The 20294-nt window shown below is 68.1% G+C and carries 7 protein-coding genes; all 7 read right to left on the reverse strand.

Annotated features, from left to right (window positions below; genetic code table 11):
* A partial coding sequence (locus D7Y21_RS31300) for a type I polyketide synthase (RefSeq protein WP_147469424.1) occupies positions 1–2286 on the reverse strand: 2286 nt, incomplete at its 3' end.
* Positions 2287–2309: 23 nt separating this feature from the next.
* Positions 2310–3053: a thioesterase II family protein gene (locus D7Y21_RS31305; protein ID WP_158627380.1), complete on the reverse strand. Its 744-nt coding sequence runs from the start codon at positions 3051–3053 to the stop codon at positions 2310–2312.
* A gap of 64 nt (positions 3054–3117) precedes the next feature.
* Positions 3118–7365 carry an SDR family NAD(P)-dependent oxidoreductase gene (locus tag D7Y21_RS31310; RefSeq protein WP_121717486.1) on the reverse strand — a complete coding sequence of 1416 codons (4248 nt, stop codon included), beginning with the start codon at positions 7363–7365 and terminating at the stop codon, positions 3118–3120.
* Positions 7366–7383: 18 nt separating this feature from the next.
* The gene (locus tag D7Y21_RS31315; protein ID WP_120564152.1) at positions 7384–8163 is read right to left on the reverse strand and encodes a thioesterase II family protein; all 780 of its coding nucleotides are present in this window, start codon (positions 8161–8163) and stop codon (positions 7384–7386) included.
* A 35-nt stretch (positions 8164–8198) separates the two neighbouring features.
* Positions 8199–9113 carry a chlorinating enzyme gene (locus D7Y21_RS31320; RefSeq protein WP_120564153.1) on the reverse strand — a complete coding sequence of 305 codons (915 nt, stop codon included), beginning with the start codon at positions 9111–9113 and terminating at the stop codon, positions 8199–8201.
* Complete coding sequence (locus D7Y21_RS31325; protein WP_121717488.1) at positions 9110–10225, reverse strand: NAD(P)/FAD-dependent oxidoreductase; 1116 nt, start codon at positions 10223–10225, stop codon at positions 9110–9112. The genes D7Y21_RS31320 and D7Y21_RS31325 overlap by 4 nt, the downstream gene beginning before the upstream one ends.
* 250 nt (positions 10226–10475) lie before the next feature.
* The gene (locus D7Y21_RS31330; RefSeq protein WP_233612348.1) at positions 10476–19901 is read right to left on the reverse strand and encodes a non-ribosomal peptide synthetase; all 9426 of its coding nucleotides are present in this window, start codon (positions 19899–19901) and stop codon (positions 10476–10478) included.
* Positions 19902–20294: the final 393 nt, after the last annotated feature.

Genomic DNA, 20294 nt, shown 5'->3' on the forward strand with positions numbered 1-20294 from the left:
GGAGTGGTGCGGGAGGCGGGAGGCAGCGGAGGAGAGGGCGGCCATGGCGGGAAGCATGGCGGCGGAGTGGAAGGCGTGGGAGACGTGAAGCGGGCGGAAGGAGAGGTCCGCGGACTCAAGCAGAGGCAGGAGGCGTTCGATGTCGGGGAGGGGCCCGGACAGGACGCAGGCCTCGGGGCCGTTGTCGGCCGCGAGCTCGAGGGAGGGAAAGGAGGAGAGGAAGGAGGAGAGGCGGGAGGGGCTGGCGAGGACGGAGAGCATGGAGCCGCCGGGAGGCAGCGAGGCCATGGCGCGGGAGCGGGCGAGCACCAGGAGGTAGGCGTCGTGAAGGGAGAGGACGCCGGCGAGGTGGGCTGCGAGGTACTCGCCAATGGAGTGGCCGATGAGGGCGGAGGGGGAGACGCCGAGGCTGAGCCAGAGGCGGCTCAGGGCGTACTGGAAGGCGAAGAGGGAGGGCTGGGCCAGGCCCGTGTCGCGCAGGGCGGCGTCAGGGGAGTCGAAGACGAGGGAGGTGAGGGATTGGCCACCGGTGGAGTCGCGGTGCAGGGCGGCCAGCTCGTCGAAGGCGGAGCGGAAGGAGGCGAAGCGCTGGTAGAGGGCGCGGCCCATGCCGGCGTACTGGGCACCCTGGCCACTCAAGGCGAAGGCGAGGCGGGGGCGGCCGGAGGAGGGGGCGCTGCCGCGCAGGACGGAGGAGGAGAGGCGGCCGGAGGCGAGGTCGAGCAGGCCCTGGGCGAGCTGCTGGGAGGTGCGGCCCACGACGGCGCCGCGCTCGCGGAAGAGGGCGCGGCCGGTGCAGGTGCTGTAGGCCCAGTCGCGAGGGCAAGCGGAGCCGGAGGCGAGGGCCGAGGCATGGCGCTGGGCCAGGTCCTTGAGCGCCGCGTCGTTCTTGGCCGACAGCGCGATGCACACCGGCTCGTCCGTGCTCGCTTGCTCCGCGGGCTGGGCCTCCACGGGCCAATCGGCGAGCACCACGTGTGCATTGGTCCCTCCAGCGCCCAATGAGCCGATCAGCGCATGCCGGCGACCGTTCCTCGGCTCCCAGTGCAGCGGCTGGGTGTTGACCAGGAAAGGGGTCTGGCCGAATGCGATATGGGAATTGGGCCGCTCGTAACCCGCAGTGGGGGGCACCTGGCCATGCCTCAGTGCCAGCACGGTCTTCATCAGCGAGGCCATGCCGGCTGCGGTGTCGAGGTGTCCGACGTTCGATTTGACCGAGCCGATGGCAACGCTTCCCGGCGCGGTGGCTTGATCCACCGAGAAGGCCTGGGTGAGCGCCGCCACCTCGATGGGATCACCCAGGCCGGTGCCGGTGCCGTGTGCCTCGACGAAGCCGATTTCCCGAGCGGAAATGCCCGCGTCGGAGAGCGCACCGCGAATGGTCTCCTTTTGACCGTCGATGCTGGGCGCCGTGTAGCTCACCTTGCGCGCGCCGTCGTTGTTGATCGCCGTGCCACGAATGACCGCGAGGATGCGATCGCCATCCGCCTGGGCGTCGCTCAACCGGCGCAGCATCAGCACTCCGACGCCGTTGCCTCCGACGATGCCATCGGCCTTTTGATCAAATGGCCGGCAGACGCCATGCGCCGAGAAGATGCTCCCGGCGGTGTGGACATAGCCCGCCATGCGTGGCGCATGCAGGGCGGCGGCGCCGACCAGGGCGGCATCACACTCCCGCTTGCGCAGACTCTCGACCCCGAAGTGGAGGGCGACCAGCGCCGAGGAGCACGCGGTGTGGACCGTGAGGCTGGGCCCGGTGAGGTTCAGGCGATACGACAACTGGGTCGGCAGGTAATCCCGCTCGTTGAGCACCTTGATTTGAATCTGATCCAAGTGCTCCAGGGCCTCGGCCTGATGCTGAACGTTGGTCCGGAAATAGGTGTTCATCGTCTTGCCGGAATACAGGCTCATGCCAGACGTGGCGAACACACCCACGCGCATTCCCGCGGCCCGACCCGCGTGGCCCGCATCCTCCAGGGCTTCCCAGGCACATTCGAAGAACAGCCGGAACTGCGGATCCATGACCTCGGCTTCGCGCCTGCTGAAGCCGAAGAACGAGGCATCGAAGAGATGCGTGTCCTCGACGAACGCGGACCGGGGCACGTAGTCCTCGCGGGAGGCCAGTCCCTCGGGAACCCCGTCGGCGAGCAACTCGTCTCGGGTGAAGGTCCGGATCGCGTGGCGTCCTTCCAGGAGATTCCGCCAGAAGGCGTCCAGGTCGGGCCCGCCAGGCAGGCGGGCGGATAGTCCGATGATGGCGACGTCGCGGGTGCTGTCGAAGGTCATGTCTCGCCTCGCGTGGAGGTTGCTTAAAGGAAGGGATTGCTCACGCTGGGCACGGAGTCTCCAGCCGATGCCGCCGCATGCGCGAACAAGGCCTCCACCGTGTGCTTCACGTTGCGCGGATCCCGGATGAAGAAATGGTGGCCAGGCAGCATTCGCACCTGGAAGGGGCCCCGAGTGAAGGCCTGCCAGGATCTGAGATGGCCAATCGCGACCGTTGGATCGTCGATTCCACCCAGCGCCAGCAAGGGCACCGCGAGCCGCAGCGAGGTTCTGGGGGGGACGGGCCAATGACAGCCCTGGGCGATGCAGAAGTCGGCCCGGGTCCGTTGCACGAGGGCGTCGGCCAGATGGGACTCGGCCAGGAGTTCAGCGGGTATCTCGCCAAAGACACGCAGCGCGCTCAGCACACCCGCGTCATCCAGGGTGCGGAGATCCTGCTCATAGGGTGGGACATGGGGCGCACGCCGCGCCGAGACGGCGAGCGCGGCGAGCGCGAAGGCGCGACGCGCGACCGCCTCTCGGGCGACGTGGTGGGCGAGCGCGGCACCCATGCTGTGGCCGTAGAGCATCACCGGGCGCCCATGTGCGGCTTGAGCGATGGCCGTCACCAGGGGCTCCGTCACCGCGGCGAGCTCCTCGACGAGCGCCTCACCAATCCTGCCCTCACGGCCAGGCAGTTGCACCGTCAGGGTCTCGGCCCGCTCACCGACGTGAGCGGGCCAGTCACGAAACGCGGACGCCGCGCCGCCCGCGTAGTGAAACAGCACCAGCAGCCTGGGGCCCCGTGTTGGCGCGCGGTGATGGTTCAGGAGCCACTTCCCAGGCATGGTCTTAGCTCTCGGTCGAGGTGAGCCGGCTCGCCAGGTACGCCGTCAGCTTGGCCACCGTGGGATACTGGAAGAGGTCCACCACGGTCGGCTCGACGCCAAAGGCCTCGCGGATGCGCCCCTGCATGTTGGGCAGCAGCAGGGAGTGCGCCCCCAGGTCGAACACGTTGGCGTCGTGTGTCAGCTCCTCCGTGTCCACCTTGAGCACGTCGCACCAGAGCGTCGCCAGCTGTTCGGCCATGGCGGTCGGGTCCGTGGCGGGTGCCACCGAAGCCTGGGCCTGCTGTTCAGCCATGGCGGAGAGCCGGCTCGCGAGGTAGGCCGTCAGCTTGGCCACCGTGGGATACTGGAAGAGGTCCACCACGGTCGGCTCGACGCCGAAGGCCTCCCGGATGCGCTCCTGCATGTTGGGCAGCAGCAGGGAGTGCGCCCCCAGGTCGAACACGTTGGCGTCGTGCGCCAGCTCCTCCGTGTCCACCTTGAGCACGTCGCACCAGAGCGCCGCCAGCTGTTCGGCGATGGCGGCAGGGGCCGTGGCGGTACGCGCGGCGAGCGCCTCCACTCCGGCCGCCTTGGCTGGGGCGGCGGTGCTGGAGCGCGGCCGCACGGTAAGCTCGATGCCGAACGCATCACCCAGGGCGTGGATCGCGCGCGGCTCCGCGCTGGTGCGTGCGGTCAGACACGTGAGGGGCTCGGGGGACATGTCGAGTTCCACCCGCATGCGCGGCCGGGTGGCATCGAGTCCGATGAACAGGGTGTCCTGAGCCTGGCTCAGGGCGCTGTCCAGCAACTGCAGCGCGGCGTCGGGCGAGAACACCACGAAGCCTCGCTCGCGGGTAAGCTCCTTGTTCGCGTAGCCGCGGCTGAGGCCCGTCTCGTCCCACATCGACCATGCGAGCGTACACACCCGGGTTCGCTTGCCATTCCAGGAGCCCGCGAGCGCTTCCTGGAAGCGGTTGGCCGCCGCGTAGGTGGCGAGCCCCGGTCCGCCGAAGTAGCCATTGACCGACGAGAACAGGGCCACCCAGGGGATGCCCAGGGCCTCTGCCGCCTCGACGACCTCGCGACTGCCGCTGACCTTGGCGATCATTCCGCCGAGGGCCTTGTCCCACTCGAGCTGCTCCAGGGTCTGTTCGAAGAAACCGCCAGCGAGGTGGAAGACGCCATCGGGGGTTCCCCCCAAGGATTCACTGGCGCGCGCGAGCGCCCCCCTCAGTCCGTCGCTGTCGGAGACATCGCCCGCGCCGTAGGTGACCGCGCCGAGCTGGCGCAGTCCGGTCAACGCCGCCGCACTGGCCGGATCCAGCGCGCGCTCGGCACGGCGCCCGAGGATGGCGACGCGGGCCCCGAACGCGGTCACGAGGTAGCGCACCAGCGCGCGGCCAATGCCACCCAGTCCGCCGATGACGACATAACGCTTGCCCTGGCGCAGGGTGCCGCCCTGTTCCTGCAGGCGGACCGGCGCCAACCGGCTGACCCGCCGAAGCCCACGGCGGTAGGCGCACTCGACCTCGCCGCTCGGGTCGGTGAGCTCGCCGAGGACCACCTCGGCGAACGCCTCGAGCGAGTCGATGTCCACGGCGCGCACGTCGGCCCGCGTCTCCTCGCGCACGACCCGCAGGAGCGCGCCGAACATCGCCGCCTTGGGGTCGCCGAGGAGCTCGCCCGTGCCGACACGCGCGGCCCCGTGGGTCACGGCCAGCAGTCGCGGATGATTCTTGCCGAAGCGCCGGGCCAGCGGCGGCAGCAAGGCGAGGAGGGCCTCGGTGGCGTCGAAAGACGCCTCGGTTCCGGACTTGCCCGCCAGGGGCCAGGCATAGATGAGCGGCGCGCCGGCCGCCGTATCGGCGAGGTGCTCGACCAGCCGCGCGGCATTCTCGGCATCGCCCGGAAGCACGGTGAGCCGATCCCCGCCGTTGAGCGCGAAGCCCGTCCCTGGCTCGACCACGAGGACCCGACGCTGTCCCGTGGCCAGCGCCGCCGTCAGCCGCTTGCCCGGCTCACCTGCGGGCGCGAACACCACCACGGTGTCGGGGAGGGCTCGCACGGGAGTGAGTCCGTGCGGCACCCAGTTCCGGCGGTACACGCTGCCGTTGAGTACCTCCTCCCGGGGGAGGGCGAACAGGTTGTTGACCGCCGCCGTGTTCTTGCGACCCCGCTGCCAGGCGGGCACCAGGAGGCCCTTCTCAAGCCGGGACTTGAGCACGTCCTTCTGGATCTTCCCGATGGAGGTCCGCGGCATCTCCTCGGGAGCCACCTCCACGATCACCGAGGGCGAGATGCCAAAGGTGCGGGCGAGCTGGATGCGCAGGTCCGACAGCAGCGCCTCGCGCGCCTCGCCGGTCTTCTCGGTATGGAGGAACAGGGCGAGCTGGTCGGTGATATCGCCCGCCTCGCGCACGGCGATGGCCGCCGTGTGGGCGGGCACGACGTCAGGATTCGTCTCCACCATGCGCTCGATTTCGGTGGGGGCGATGTTGAGCCCGTTGACGATGAGGACGTCCTTGCGCCGGCCCACGATGTGCAGACCCTGGTCGATGATGACGCCCAGGTCGCCGGTGTCGAACCAGCCATCACCGGGGAAGGACTCCCGATTGGCCTCGGGGTTGTTCAGGTAGCCCTCGAAGATGCTGACCCCGCGGATCTGCAGCCGTCCGCGCGCCCCCTCGCCCATCACGTGTCCATCGTCATCGGCGATGCGGACGGTGATGCCATGGATGGGCCGGCCGACCGATACGGACGCGGTTCGGGTCGAGATGCTCCGGAAGTCGTGCTCGAAGGTCACGCCCGAGCACGTCTCGGACATGCCCCAGGCGGGACGCATGGCATCTGCTCGCAGGCCGTGGGGGGCCAGCAGCTCCATGAACTCCCGCGCCTGCTCGGCGACAATCGCCTCGCCGCCATTGAGGATGAACCAGAGCGCGGACAAGTCCCAGCGCTTCGTGCGGACCTCCTTGGCGCGCGTGTTGAGCAGGCTGTAGCCGAAGTTCGGCGCCCAGGTCACGGTGACCTGGTACTGGCTACACCAGTCCATCCAGATGAGCGGGTATTTGAGCACCAGGTTGGTTTCCGCCTGAAGCTGCGAACAGCCGCACACCACGTCGCGCAGGTGGAACATGACCAGGCCGCCCACGTGATCCAGCGGCAGCCAGTTGAGGGACACTTCTTCGCGGCGAAAGCCGTTGGTGAGGATCGTCGCGCGCGAGCGGCTGATCAGCCGGCGGTGCGTCTGGGGCACGATCTTGGGTTCGGCCGTGCTGCCGGAGGTGAGCAGCAGCAGCGCAGGAGCATCCGGCGGACGGACCACGGGATGGGTGAGGGGGGCGGCCCTCCGGAGGCTGTCCAGGGACAGCACGCTCCGCCCGGTGAGCCCACCGGCACGCAGCAACTCGGCGACCTGACCGGCGCGGTCCTCCCGGGTGATGAGCGCCGCGGACGGCAGCCGCGCCATGGTCAAGCGCACCTTCTCGCTGGCCGGCTCTCCCGCGGACAGCAGCACCGGTACGGCGAGCGGCACCGGGACCAGTCCGGCCAGCACCGCGCCCCAGAACGCGGGAACGAAGTCATCGGGACTTGCCAACTGCATGATGAGCTCGCTGCCGGGGGGGAGGTTCGCGCTCACCAGTCCGCCCGCGATCCGACGGGCCTCGGCGAGCAGCTCGGGGTAGGAAGAGAAGCGCTCACCCGTCGAGGTGAGGAAGCGGACCCCGTACTCCGGCGAGATGCGCGCCGCCCGCTCCAGCACCTCGGCCAGCGTCGTGGGCGTGTCGGGCGAGTCGGGCAGCTCAGGCCCCTGGAGAAGTGCCTGCCGCGTGCTGACCTGCGTCGGGCCTTCGGCGAGGGGCATGGGCGCCTTGAGCGGCACTGCCTCGGACACAAGTTCCGCCGTTGGATCCAGGGCGAGCAACCGCTCGCGCAGGGTCGCGAACGCCTTCTCGTCGAGCAGCGGCATGCGCTGGAGTCGAGCCAGATCCAGCTGGCCGCCACCATCGCGCGGCAGCCGGGTGAGCGGGACGACGGCTACGAGCTCCCGCGCGGAAACCCCCTGTCTGTCCGCGAGAGCGCGCGCGCCCTCCAGCGTCACCGGCCCGGTCGCGACGACATACGCGACGAGACTGTGTCCTCCAGACTCCTGTCGCGGCAGGACGGCACACTCCCGCACCTGGGGATCCGTGAGTAGCGCCGCGGACAACCGGGCGGCGATCCCATCCACATTCAAGGCATGCTTGTCGGCAAATCGAGACTGGTTCATGGGTGGCGGTCTCCTGGCTCAACGAGACACAGCGGGCAGGGCCACGGGCGGCTTCAACGCCGCGAGGATGGTCGCGACCGTGGACTGGACGTTGTCTCGGATGAAGAAATGACTTCCTGGGAATGTCTTGAGATCAAAACCAATGCTGCTCTGGCGCGACCAGGCGCTCACCTGGTCTGGCGGAGCGACATGGTCATCCACGCCGGCCAGGCCCGTCATGGGCACGGGGAGCGGTGGCTCCTCGGTCATGCAATAGGAGTAGTCGAGCGCAAGATCGGAGCGGACGATGGGGAGCACGATGTCGAGCAGTTGAGGGTGGGCGAGAATCTCCTCGACCAAGCCATTGAAGCTCCTGAGCTCGGCGATGAACTGCTCACGGGGCAGCTCGTGGATGGCTCCGACGTTGCTGACGAGTTCTGGGCCGATGTGACCCGAGGCGAAGAAGTGGCGGGGCAGGGGCTGGCCCAGACGGCGCATCCGGCGCATCGCCTCGAAGGAGAGGATCGCGCCGAAGCTGTGGCCGAACAAGCCATCGATGGGGCCCGGGAGGGTGGCCAGCGCGGACGTGATGCCCTCGACGGCCGCGTCGAAACGGGTCAGCAAAGGCTCGCGAATGCGATTCTCGCGGCCAGGCAGCTGGACCGCGATCAACGCCACGTCCTCCGGCAGGTGGGCCTGCCAGGGCGCGTACAGCGAGGCCCCACTCCCTGCCGGGGGAACGGCGACCAGCGTGAGGCGTGGACACGCCGGCCTCCGGAGGGGACGCAGCCAGGAACTCAAAGGGGGCAGCTCGGCCATCGTGGACTTTCCGTGCACGGAGGAGGCGGAACGCTTCACGCCATGTGGGGGAAGGCTTGTCCCAGGTTGTTCTCGCGCCTGATGCGGTTGTGCCCGTAGCGGTCCTCGCCACTCACCAGCACACAGCCATAGTTCGCCGCGTCCAGATCGAAATCCCCACCGTGCGCGCGGAACTTGCGCTCGTACGGATAGACGCGCACGTCCGTGGATGTGTAGCGGCTGGTGATGGCGAAGCGGGTCTTGCGCTGGGTCGAGTTGGGATACGACGCATGCACGCACTTGGCCGTGAAGATGACACACTCGCCCGCTTGCATTTCCATGGCAAGCGCTTGGCTCTCATCGGGCATCCACTTGGGGTCGACCTTGAACTCCTGGAAGTCATAGCCGAAGAAGTCGCTCTTCGCCTCGATCGAGCGGTACGCGTCGGTGCGCCCCTGGGTCACGGCCTTGGACTCGTCGTAATAGACCTTGTTGTGACTGCCGGGCAGGAACTTCATGCACCCGTTCTCGCGTGTGGCCTCTGTGAAGACTGTCCAGACGGTGATGTCCAGATGGTCGTCGGCCCGTCCCTCCAGGGGCTCGAGCATCGGCACGCCAGTCGCGTAGCGGTAGTTTGCCACCTGATGCCACTCGGTCCCTACCGCACCGGGAAACTTCGGGAAGAACTCGGTGCGCCAGCCCAGGAGGTTCATGCCCAGGATGCCGCGGACGCGACGAACGATGCCCGGGTGCCCGATATGCTGCGACAGCTCGGGGATGTCGAAGTGCCGATCGTAGTTGACGTCGTTTTTGTGCAGCATGTTCGTCCGGTCCGCGTTGCGCATCCGGATGGTGTGCAGCAGCTCGCGAGCCACCTCGGGCTCGTAGAGCTTGAAGGGACCGATCACCCCATCCCGCTTGAAGCGGGTGATTTCCTCTGGGGTCAACAGCGTGTCAGAAGCGGTGTTCATGGGGTTGCCTCTAAAGACGCGGCCTTTTGAGGGACGCGGTTGGACAGGTACGACGCGATCTCTTGATCAATGAATTCCGCATCACGGCCGACGCCGCCCAACAGGGAGGAGTCGAAGTGGTACTGCCACTTGAGACCGAGGAAATAGAGACCAGGCGAGTTGGACACGCCCCGCTGGTGCGCGGGCGCGCCCTGCTCGGTGAAGACCGGGACCTGGACCCAGGGGTAGTGGGGCCGGTAGCCCGTGGCCCAGACGATCGCGCCGAAGCGGTGCCGGGTGCCGTCGGCGAAGTGGACCTCGTTGCCCTCCACGGCCATCACCCGGGACTGAAGCTTGATGCCGTGCTCGGCGGCGAGCCGCTCCGGCGAGGTGCCGATGACCTCGTCAGGCTGCTGCTTCATGCGGCTGCCCAGTCGCGAGTCGGCGGTGACCCGAGGGAGGCCGAGGAGATGGGACCACCAGAAGAGATCCCGCCCGAAGATGCGGCGCCGCAGCCACGCCGTGCGACCCAATGCCAGATGGACCTGGTGGACCCGCGCCAGGTCCTGGGCGATGCCCGCCCCGGAATTGCCGCAGCCGACCACCAGGACGTCCTGGCTCCCGGGAATCTGCTGGGGATTGCGGTAATTCTTGCTGTGCATCTGGACCACCCGCTCATCCACGCCGCGCGCCGCGTCCGGGATACGGGGCTCATGGTACGGACCGGTGGCGATTACCACCGCAAGGGCTTCGAAGACTCCTTGATTGGTCTCGATCCGGTAGACGTCTCCCTCCCGGCGCAAGCTGCTCACGTTGTGCTGGGTGCGGACGGGAATGGAGAACTTCTGTGCGTAGCGGGCCAGGTAGTCAGCCACCTGATCCTTGGTGGGAAAGGACCACGCAGGCCCTTCGAAGTCCTGACCGGGCAGATTGTTGTACGGGCACGGGGTGATGAGCTGCAGCGAATCCCAGCGATTGCGCCACATGTGGCCGACTTCCGAACCACTGTCGAGGATGATGTATCGCTGGCCGCGTCGTGACAGGTAATAGCCCAGGGCCAGACCGCTCTGGCCTCCGCCAATGATCACGACGTCTGTGCGATGCGTGGAATGTGCTTGGGTGAAAGAAGTCATCTCAGTGCGTCTGCTCGCCAGGTGTTGGTTGTTCTTCAGGGTTGCTGCTGAGGGATGCCCGCATCCAACAAGTTGAGCCGCATGCGCTTGTCCGGCTGTAGGGACGTGCGCCCCGGCACTCGAGCAATGTGGCCCTCGACGAAAACAGGTGCGGGTCTTCTTGCCGGAGGTTCTCGAGGACGACCTGCACGTCAAACCAGGCCATGCCGCGCATGAGCGATCTGATTCAGACGAGGGGATGCCTCGGTGTTTATTTGTCCCGGAGTGCCGCGCCTAGCCGCTTGGCCAACGTGGCGACGTGAGGCTCGCCTAGAATTGAATAGTGGTTGCCGGCAATGCGGTGATGCTTGAGGCTGGAGGTCAATCGCTTCCAGGGAGCGACCCGCTCGCGCTCCTCGGAATCGGCCGCGTCCAGAAGCAAGACGGGGGCTCGCACGGGGGTCGGGGCATACGCATCCATGGCCGCGCTGTGGCGGACGAATACGCGGTACAGGCGATCGAGTTGCTCGGCTGTGACGTCCTGGGCAATGGCATTCTTGGCCTTGGCCCGCTCCAGCACCGCGGTCAACCGGGCGGCATCATCAAGGTGCTCGAGTCCACTCAGGTCGAGGTCGCAAACACGGCTGCTGGTCGCCAGCAAATCCCGCATGAACCACGCCAGGAGTCCGAGGCCGTCCAGCATGGTTTTGCGGCCTGGCACAACGCTGTCAATGAGTGCGAGCAGTTCGACTTCATCTCCCTGCTCCTCGAACACCCGAGCCATCTCCAGCGCGACCAATCCACCCATGGACCAGCCGCCTAGCAGATAAGGCCCTCGGGGTTGGATTCCGCGCATCGCGTCCACATAGATGCTGGCCATCTCCTGCAAGCTGTCGAGCGGCGTCTGCTCACCGACGAAGCCGCGCGCTTGCAGTCCATACACCGGACGCTTCGGCGAGATGGACGCGACCAGGGCGCGGTAGCAGAAGACGTTTCCACCGACGGGGTGCACCAGGAAGAGGGGGCGTTCGGAGCCCTGCTTGCGCAGCGGCACCACGGGCGACCAGGCCGGAGCGTTTGACACGGCCGCCGCGCCGGAGACGTGCGCCGGGTCCGCGCCCTCCAGCGCCGCTTGATGGAGCCGCTCCGCTTGATGGGCCAGCGTTGGTCCCTCGAGCAGACTGGACAAGGGCAGCTCACGGCCCAGCTTCGCATTCACCCGCGCCAGGAGGCGGACGGCCGCGAAGGAATGGCCGCCCAGTTCGGCGAAGAAGTCGTCGTGGATTCCGATGTCGTCGACGGCGAGGACCTCGCGCCAGATCTCCGCGAGGGTGTGCTGGAGCGGCGTCTGCGGCGCGACCCGCTTGGCTCGGCGAGCGACGCCGAGCACAGCGTCGGGGGTGGGCAGGGCCTGGCGATCGATCTTGCCATTGGAGGTCAATGGCAGCTCGGACAGCAGGACGAACTGGCCCGGGACCATGTAGGCCGGCAACTGGGTCGCGAGGTGCTTGCGCAGGGCTTCGGTGTCTACGGCGGCGGGTGTGTCTCCGGGCTCCGTGTCCTGGCCCACGACGTAGGCGACCAGACGCCGCTCTCCGCGGCTGGGACCGTAGGCGGAGACCACGCAGGCCTTGACCCGCGGGTGCTTTTCCAGACTGGCCTCGATTTCGCCCAGCTCGACGCGATACCCCTGAACCTTCACCTGGTGGTCCGCGCGCCCGAGGAACTCAATGTTGCCATCCGACAGGTAGCGGCCGAGATCTCCGGTGCGGTACATCCGCTCGCCGGTCACAGGGTGATGAATGAAGCGATCCCGGGTCTTGTCCGGATCCGACAAGTAACCTTGGGCCAGGCCGATGCCGGCGATGTAGAGCTCGCCCTGGACCCACGTCGGCCGTGGACGCAAGGCGGCGTCGAGCACGTGAAAGCGCTGATTGTCCAAGGGTCGTCCATAGGGAATGCTCTGCCAGGACGGATCCACGCGATCGATGGGATGGATGATCGACCAGATCGACGCCTCGGTCGCACCGCCCAGGCTGGCCACCTGACATCGCTCCGTCCGGGCTTGGATTCGGCCAGGCAGTGACACCGGAATCCAATCGCCGCTGAGCATGACGACCCGAAGGCTCTCGAGGGGCGCGGCGTGCTCCTGCTCCTCCCGATCCACCAGCAGCTGCATCAGCTGGGGAACCGAGTTCCAGATCGTCACCCGGTGCTCGTGGATGAGCCGGGCCCAGTGCGCGGGCTCGCGGGCCTGCGCGGCATCCGGAATCACCACGCTGCCGCCAGCGGCGAGCAGTCCGAAAACATCATAGACCGAGAGGTCGAAGCTCAGCGACGACACCGCCAGCACCCGATCCTCGGGCCCGACGTTGAAGCGCCGGTTGATGTCGAGGACCGTGTTGACCGCACCGCGATGGTCGATCATCACTCCCTTGGGCACCCCGGTCGAGCCCGAGGTGAAGATGACATAGGCGAGATCGGACGCGGTCTGGGTGAAGGGTAGCGGCGTGGCGTCACCCGTCTCGGATTCACGAGCGACCACGAGGCGTGGCAAGTCTTCAGGCCATGCCACCGTGGACTCGAGTGCTTGCTGCGTGAGGATCAGGGCAGCGCGGCCATGCTGCATGAGCGTGTGCAGACGCTCTGTGGGGAGGGAGGGATCAACGGGCAGGTACGCGGCGCCCGCGTGGAGGACTCCCAGCACGGCCACGAGCTGCTCCCAGCCCTTGTCCATGCTGATGGCCACGAGCTGGTTCGGGCCCACGCCGTGGGCGCGGATGCGGTGGGCCAGCCGGTTGGCGCGCTCACTGAGCTCACCGTAGGAGATGACCCGCTCACCCGCGATGATCGCGGGGTGTTGGGGTCGCTGGACCGCTTGTGTCGCGAAGAGCTCGTGGAGCATCTCGCGGGCCTGGGGCTTGTCCGAGGCATTGGCCCGGGTGCGAGCGTCGAACTCGGAAGGACGAAGCTCGACGGGCCTGACCTCATCCCAGCCACGGCCCTTGGCGAGCTTGGCCAGCAGGTCGGTGAAGATCGCGAACATGGACGCGGTCAGGCCGGGCGGGAAGATTCCCTTGCGCACATCCCAGTGGAAGCGCAGGCCCGCGCGGGACTCCATCACCTGATGGTCAATCCACACATGGGGGGTTTGCAGCCGGTTGCTCACCACCGTGAAGAAGAGCGCGTCCGACTCGACCTCCGCGGCGGACATATGGAGGCTGCTGGCCAGGACCACGGGCATGGACGACGCCACGCTCGAGCCCCGCTGCCGCGCCAGCTCGCGAACGACCTGGATGCCGCTGACCTGCGCGTGCTCCATGTCGCTCCACAGCCGTGTCTGCAGAGCGCGCACCCGCTTCTCGAAGGGCAGGGGCTCGCGGTTGTCGACCTCGAGGAGGATGGTGGTGCTGAAGTTGCCGACCACTTCTTGAATCCGCGGATGCCAGGACGGCCGGTTCTGATAGAGCAGATTCAGCGTGAAGTGCGGGCTCTCGCAAAACTCCGTGATGGCTTCGGCATAGACGGCCGTCACCAGCGCCGCCGGCGTCAGGCCCGCGGCACGCGCCCGCCGCTTGAGGGCATCCCAGGCGGCCCGGGGCAGTAGACCCTCGTGCCGCATGAACGCCGTTTCGTCGTCCCGTGCTTCCTTGTCCTGGGCGTTGTTGGCCCGGGGAAGGCTCGGCGCCAGAGGCAGCGTGGCCAGGCGATCGCGCCAGTAGGTCTCGGCGCGCTTGAAGGCCGCGGTCGCGCGCGTCTCGCGCAACGTGTTCACGTAGTCGCGGTAGTCGAAGCCGACAGGCGGAAGGTCGGCGTTGACGTCGCGGTACATCTGGTCGAGGTCGCGGATGAAGATCCGGCCGCTCTGCAGATCGCCGAGCAGGAGAGGAAAGCCCAGGTGGATGCGGTAGCGCCGGGCGTCCAGCCGATGCACGCGCAAGGCGAGAGTAGGCCAGGTGTCGGGCGACAAGCCTCGGGATGCGACTTCGATCTCGGTCCGTCGCAGCGTGGCCGAGCGCTCCTCCTCCCCCAGGGCACGCAAATCCACGCAGTCGATGCGGAACGGGGGCGTCTGGGACAGCACCTGCTGGAGGCCATCCTTCCGGATGACCGCGCGCAGCATGGGGTGCCGCTCGATGACCTTCTGAAAGGCGCGCTCGAAGCGGTCGACGTCGAGATCCAGGATCTCGTGCTCAAGATAGGCCACGCCCGGCAGGCCGCCACCGGACAGCGAATCGGACTGGCCCAGCCAGTAGGCCTGCTGCAGTTCAGTGAGATCGAAGGGCTCGTGGCGATGGGTGGGGTCGGGCCGGATGGCGACCGCCCCCACCTCGTCCGGCGCCGAAGCCGATTCGCTCTTGGACTGCTTGTCGGCGATCACCCGCGCCAGTTGCCGGATGGTCGGGGCGTCGAAGAGCACGCCGAGGGACAAGTCCACGCCGAAGCACTCGCGGATGCGCGCGACCATCCGGACGGCCGACAGCGAATGGCCCCCCAGCGTGAAGAAGTCTTGATCCGCGCTCACGGTGGGAACGCCCAGGAGCTCCAGCCAGATGTCGGTCAGGGTGGATACCTCGCCCTGGGCCGTCGTCTGGCCCAAGCCTGTCGAACTGGCGCGTTCCGTTTCCTGGGCGGGGGCCGCGCGGCCCGCGTCCTCGCGACCGTGCTCCAAGAGGTCGAGCACTCCACCGGAGCGATACCGGCCGAGCGCTCCAGTGCGATAGACGACGCCCGGGCCGAAGGGGTTGGGCATGACCTGCTCGCCCACCGCCACGCCAGTCACGCCAACGAGGATCTCCCCCACGTGCCCCTCGGGTGCTGGTCGGCCGCGGACATCGACGACATAGACCTCACCCGAGACCGTCGCGCCATGGGGGGCCGCCGTGTCGGCCAGGAGCGCGGAGAGCGTGTCGCGGAGGCCCTCCGGCGCGCGACGGGGCGTGGCATGGGCCTGGAGGAAGGCCACCTCCGCTGCCGCGTCGCGCAGGGGCAGGTCGTGGACCTGCGCGTTGGCATCGCGCACGAGCGCGCGGAGCATGACGACGAACTGGTTCGCCAGCGTCTCGAGCGTGCCCCGGTCGAACAGCTGGCTGTTGTAATCCCATGAGATGACGACCTCGCCGTTCACCTCCATGATGTTCGGCATCAGGTCGTAGTCGACATATCGCGGGCGGAACTCGAGCTGCTCGACAGCAAGCCCTTCGAGCCGCGGAAGGTCGACCCGGTCCCAGTTGAAGGCCACCGAGAAGAACGGGGCGCGCCCGGACCCGGTGCTCGACATCGCCTTGGCCACGAGCGCGCTGAAGGGATAGCTCTGGTGGTCGTAGGCATCCAGCAGCGTGGCGCGCAGGCGGTCGAGGTACGTGGCCACGCTGTCGCCCAGCTCGAGCCGGCTCACGATCGGATACACGTTGGACAGATAGCCGATCATGGTCTGGCTTCCCTCGCGACCACGGCCACCGAACGGTACGCCCACGACCACCTGGTCCTGCCGGGCAACGCGATGCAAGAACGCGGCGAACGCGCCGAGGACGACCATGAAGTAGGTGCTGCGAATCTCCTGGGCGAAGCCCTTGAGTCGCGTGAAGAACGCGGCCTCCAGCGTGAGCGTCACCCGGTCGCCGTCATATGTCTTGATCGGGGGCCGACGGCGGTCGGTGGGCAGCTCCAGCACGGGCAGCTTCGTGCCGATCACCTGGAGCCAGTATGCCTCCTCGCGGGCATAGTCAGCCTCCTGGTGCTGGGCGAGTCTCCAGTGCACGTGCTCGGCGAAGCTCGGGGCCGGAGGCAGCTTGGCGGCCTTGCTCGCATCCGCGTAGAGCGCGGCGAGCTCCGTCAGGAGGATGCCGACCGAGACCCCGTCGCAGACCAGGTGATGGCTGGTGAGCACGAGCACGTGCTCGGTCTCGGTGAGCTTGACCACCGCCAGCCGCACGAGCGACTCGTCAAGTTCGAAGGGCCGCTCGGCCTCGTCCGCCAGACACGCCTCCAACTGCCGCGCACGAGGCTCGGAGTCCAGGGCGGACAGATTGATGATCGGGACCTCACTCACGCCTCGGGCCAGCACGGACTGGCTCTCGCCATCGTCGGCGAACACGATGCGCAGCGCTTCATGACGGGCGATGACGGCCGCGTAGGCGCGTTGCATCGCCGCGACATCGAACGGACCGGTCAGGCGCAGTACGATGGTCTGCGCATAGGCCATCAGGCCATCCGCGCCCATGCGCGCGAGGAACCAGAGCATGCGCTGGTCCCCCGTGAGGGGGAGGCGAAGCGCGATTCGCTTCCCTTCGTCTTCGTCCGCGCTGCTCGCGGGGACGGCGGTCTCAGAGGCCGGGGCCGAGCTCGGACGGCCCGCGGAGCTCCTCGCGCTGGGCATGACGATGGGCGCCGTCGATGTGTACGTGAGGCTGCTGGGAAGCGCCTTCTTGGTGGGCTTTCGGTAGCGGTCCTTGAGCTCCCCGAGAAAGCGCAGGTGGCTGCGCACATAGTCGTGCTCGACGCCGAAGTCGATGAAGCAGGCGAGCTCGTCCACCCCCGCCGCGACGAGCTGATCGACCACGGCGGCCGTGCTCTCCACGGTTCCGATGAGCGCGTTGCCCGACGCATAGCGGTTGTAGGCCGCGTTGAGCAGGAACGCGCGGTCCTCGGGGGTCAGGGTGTCGAAGTCCGCGGTGAGGCCCTGCTCGCGCACCATCTGCTGGAACAGGCCGAGGGACGAGGCGAGATAGCGGCCAAAAGGCGCTCGGGCCTGCTCGCGCACCTCGTTCAGCTCCGCGCCCACCAGCGTGTGCAGCAGCACGGTGACGTGGCCCCGGTTCGGATCCAGGCCGACCTCCGTGCGGGCCTGCCGGTACGCCTGGATGTTGTCCGCGATGTCGGAGATCTTCTGGCCGATGAGGTTGGTGAGCACGCCGAGGCCGAGCCGGCCCGCCATGGACCAGGTCTCGCGATTGCCGAGCGTGGTGAGCCACAGGGGCAGCGAGGCGCGGGTGGGGCGAGGGAAGATACGAACGGGGACATCCTGCCCGTTGGGGCCGGAGAACGGCACTTCGCTGGCGCGCCAGAGGTGCTGGAGCGCGCCGAGGCGCTCGACCATCACCTCTCGCTTGCGCTCCCAGCTCTCCGGGTCGAGCACGAAGTCGTTGGCGTGCCAGCCGGAGGCCAGCGCGATCCCCACTCGGCCCTGGCTGAGGTTGTCGAGTACCGCCCACTCCTCGGCGACGCGGATGGGATGCTGAAGGGGGATGAGCACGCTCGCGCGCAGATCGACCCGCTTCGTCCTTTGTGAGAGCGCCGCCGTGACCACGGAGGGGTTGGGCGAGAAACCGCCGAACGAGTGGAAGTGCCGCTCGGGCAACCACACGGCCTGGAAGCCGTTTTCATCGGCGAACTGGGCCCCGTCGAGCAGGAGTCTGTACTTGTCCGCCTGGGCGTCCTCGGCGAGGTCGCCAAAGTAGTAGAGGGAGAAATCGATGGTGGAGCCGTCGGAGCGGCGAGCGGTGTAGCTGTCGTCGACGATGGGCGCGGGCATCGCGCGCGGCGGAGGCTTCGTCCGCGATGGCTCGGGGGCGCGTGCGGCCGGGCTGCCCTCATCCTGGCGCATGGCCCGGCCGAGGAGCGAAGCGCGGCCCGCGTCTCGCGGCGACGGGACCGCGGGGGCGACCGGGCTGGCCGTGGTCTTCGCGCCCGACGAGGCGTGTCCGGCCGAGCCGGAGTCCGGACGCCCCGAGCCTCCGCCGGGTCCTTCCCGGCCGGGCCAGAACCCGCCGGCCTTCAGCTCGCTCACACTCTCATGGACGGCCTGGATGATGAGATCCATGTCCTTGTCGTCATGGGCGGTCGAGATGAAGCAGGTCCGCCCCTCCCACACGTAAACGCCCTTCTCGATGAGGTGGTAGAAGAAGAGGTCGAGCTCGATCGGCTGGTAGACGAAGCTCAGGTTGCCCGACTGCGCGAAGCGGAAGAACGAGCCGAAGTTGACCGCCATGAGCGGCACCTGATTGTTCGTGAAGACCTCATTCAGGATCTCCATCAACCGGTCGGCGCGCTGGTTGAGAGTTCGCTGCAGCTCGCCGCCCTGGCGCAGCATCTCCGTCAGCGTGGCGTGACATGCCGCCATGGCCAGCGGATGCATGCTGAAGGTGCCGGCGGTGTACGTGGTGTTCTCCTGGGGCGCGCTGTCATCGCCGTAGTTCCAGGCGCCGCCATCGACCCGGTCCATGATCTCGTGCCGGCCGGCGATGACGCCCAGGGGGAGTCCGCCGCCGATGATCTTCCCGTAGGTCACCATGTCGGCCTGGACGCCGAACCACTCCTGTGAGCCGCCGAGGGCGATGCGGAAGCCGACCAGGATCTCATCGAACACGAGGAGGCTTCCCGTCTCGCGGGTGACCTCGCGCAGGGCCTGTAGGAACTCGGTCGGGTGCAGGTCGGGACGGCGGTTCTGGACCGGCTCGACAATCACCGCGGCGAGCTCGTGGCCGAGCGCGCGGATGGTGTCGATGGACCGCGGGTTCGCGTAGGGCAGCACGATGACGTCATCGATCATCCGCTGGGGCGTGCCGAGCGTCATGGGCCGCGCCGTGGCGCCGCCACCGTCGATATCGGGCGTCACCATCGTGGCATCGAAGTGTCCGTGGTAGGCGTTCTGGAAGACCACCACCTTGGAGCGGCCCGTGGCAGCCCGCGCGATGCGCATCGCGGTCATCACCGCTTCGGTGCCCGAGTTCAGGAACAGCACCCGGTCCATGCCCGTCACGGTCGAGATCAAGCGGGCGCACTCACCCGCGAGCTCGCTCGCGGGGCCAATCTGGTAGCCCTTTTCGAGGCGAACGGCGAGGGCCTCGCGCACGAAGTCCGGGTTGTGTCCGAACAGCGTGGCGCCAAAGCCCATGGCGAGGTCCACGTACTCGTTGCCGTCCAGGTCCCGGATCCTCGAGCCCTTGGAGTCCGTGGCGACGATGGGATACGTGAGTTCCTTGGTCTCCAGCCGGAAGCCCGACGAGGACCTTCGGGTGTTGACCAGCTTGCCGCGAGTCGCGGCCGCCAGCTCCTTCGAGCGGCCCGTCTTGCTCGTATAGCGCGCAGTGAAGCGGGCCAGATACTCGGCCTGCTCGGTCGTGAGGCGGCTGGCCGGCGGGCGCGGCGTCATCCCCGGGGCGGCCGCGGGCTTCGTGTTTCCAAACCGGGGCGGCTGGTAGGCGCCGGTTGCCGTGGGCGCGGGCGCACGCGTCGGCGCGGGGGCCGGTGCGAACGTCCTGGCGGGCTTGGGGGCTTCGGGCACGACGGCCTGCTGGGGCGCGGCGGGCGCCGGAGTGCCCATCCGCGGGGCCGGGGGCGCCGGAGCACGGACCGGCTCGGCCGCGGGGATGGCCGGCCCGCTGTGCCTGGCGGCGACGCCGTCCGCCACCGGTGAGGTCGCGACCAGGTGGGCCGCGATCTGGTTCACCGTGAGATGGACCTCGAACAAGTCACGCACGGACATCCGGACCTGCCAGATCTCCGCCAGCTTCTTGAGCGCGGACACCATGACGAACGAGTCGGCGCCCAGCTCGAGAAGCGGCGTGTCCTGGTCGAGGCGGTCGGCCTCCGTGGACAACTGTTCGGCGAACAGCGCACGGACGGCGCGGGCAGTGGCGGCAACGGCGGTCGTGCTGTCCGGAGTGGCTTGGCGGGTCTGCGCGTTGACTTGCATGGTGTCTTTCTTGCTCTCTACGAAGGTCTTGCTGGCCCAGAAGCGAGTGCGCTCAAAGGGGTAGGTGGGCAGGCTCGCCCAGCGCGGCGTCTTCCCCGGGAACAGGCCCTTCCAGTCGAGGTCGAGGCCGAGGGCGTGGAGCGAGGCGGCGGCGGAGCAGAAGGCGCGCTCCGGGTCGGAGGAGTCGAGGGAGGGGATGCAGGAGAGGCCCTTGGAGGCGGAGCGCAGCAGGCCGGTGAGGACGGGCCTGGGGCCAATCTCAAGGAAGTGGGTGAACTTCTTGGCGACGAGGGCCTCGAGGCCCTGGCGGAAGAGGACGGGCTGGCGCAGGTGGCGTGCCCAGTAGTCGGGGACGAAGAGGGAGGGGGTGGCGAGGGCGCCAGTGAGGTTGGA

This window comes from Corallococcus sp. AB045 (assembly GCF_003668895.1).
GTDB classification, from domain to species: domain Bacteria; phylum Myxococcota; class Myxococcia; order Myxococcales; family Myxococcaceae; genus Corallococcus; species Corallococcus coralloides.

Coding starts and splice junctions, on each gene's coding strand:
- D7Y21_RS31310 (WP_121717486.1), bottom strand. CDS start 7,365: ATGAACCAGTCTCGATTTGCCGACAAGCATGCCTTGAATGTGGATGGG.
- D7Y21_RS31315 (WP_120564152.1), bottom strand. CDS start 8,163: ATGGCCGAGCTGCCCCCTTTGAGTTCCTGGCTGCGTCCCCTCCGGAGG.
- D7Y21_RS31320 (WP_120564153.1), bottom strand. CDS start 9,113: ATGAACACCGCTTCTGACACGCTGTTGACCCCAGAGGAAATCACCCGC.
- D7Y21_RS31325 (WP_121717488.1), bottom strand. CDS start 10,225: ATGACTTCTTTCACCCAAGCACATTCCACGCATCGCACAGACGTCGTG.
- D7Y21_RS31330 (WP_233612348.1), bottom strand. CDS start 19,901: ATGCAAGTCAACGCGCAGACCCGCCAAGCCACTCCGGACAGCACGACC.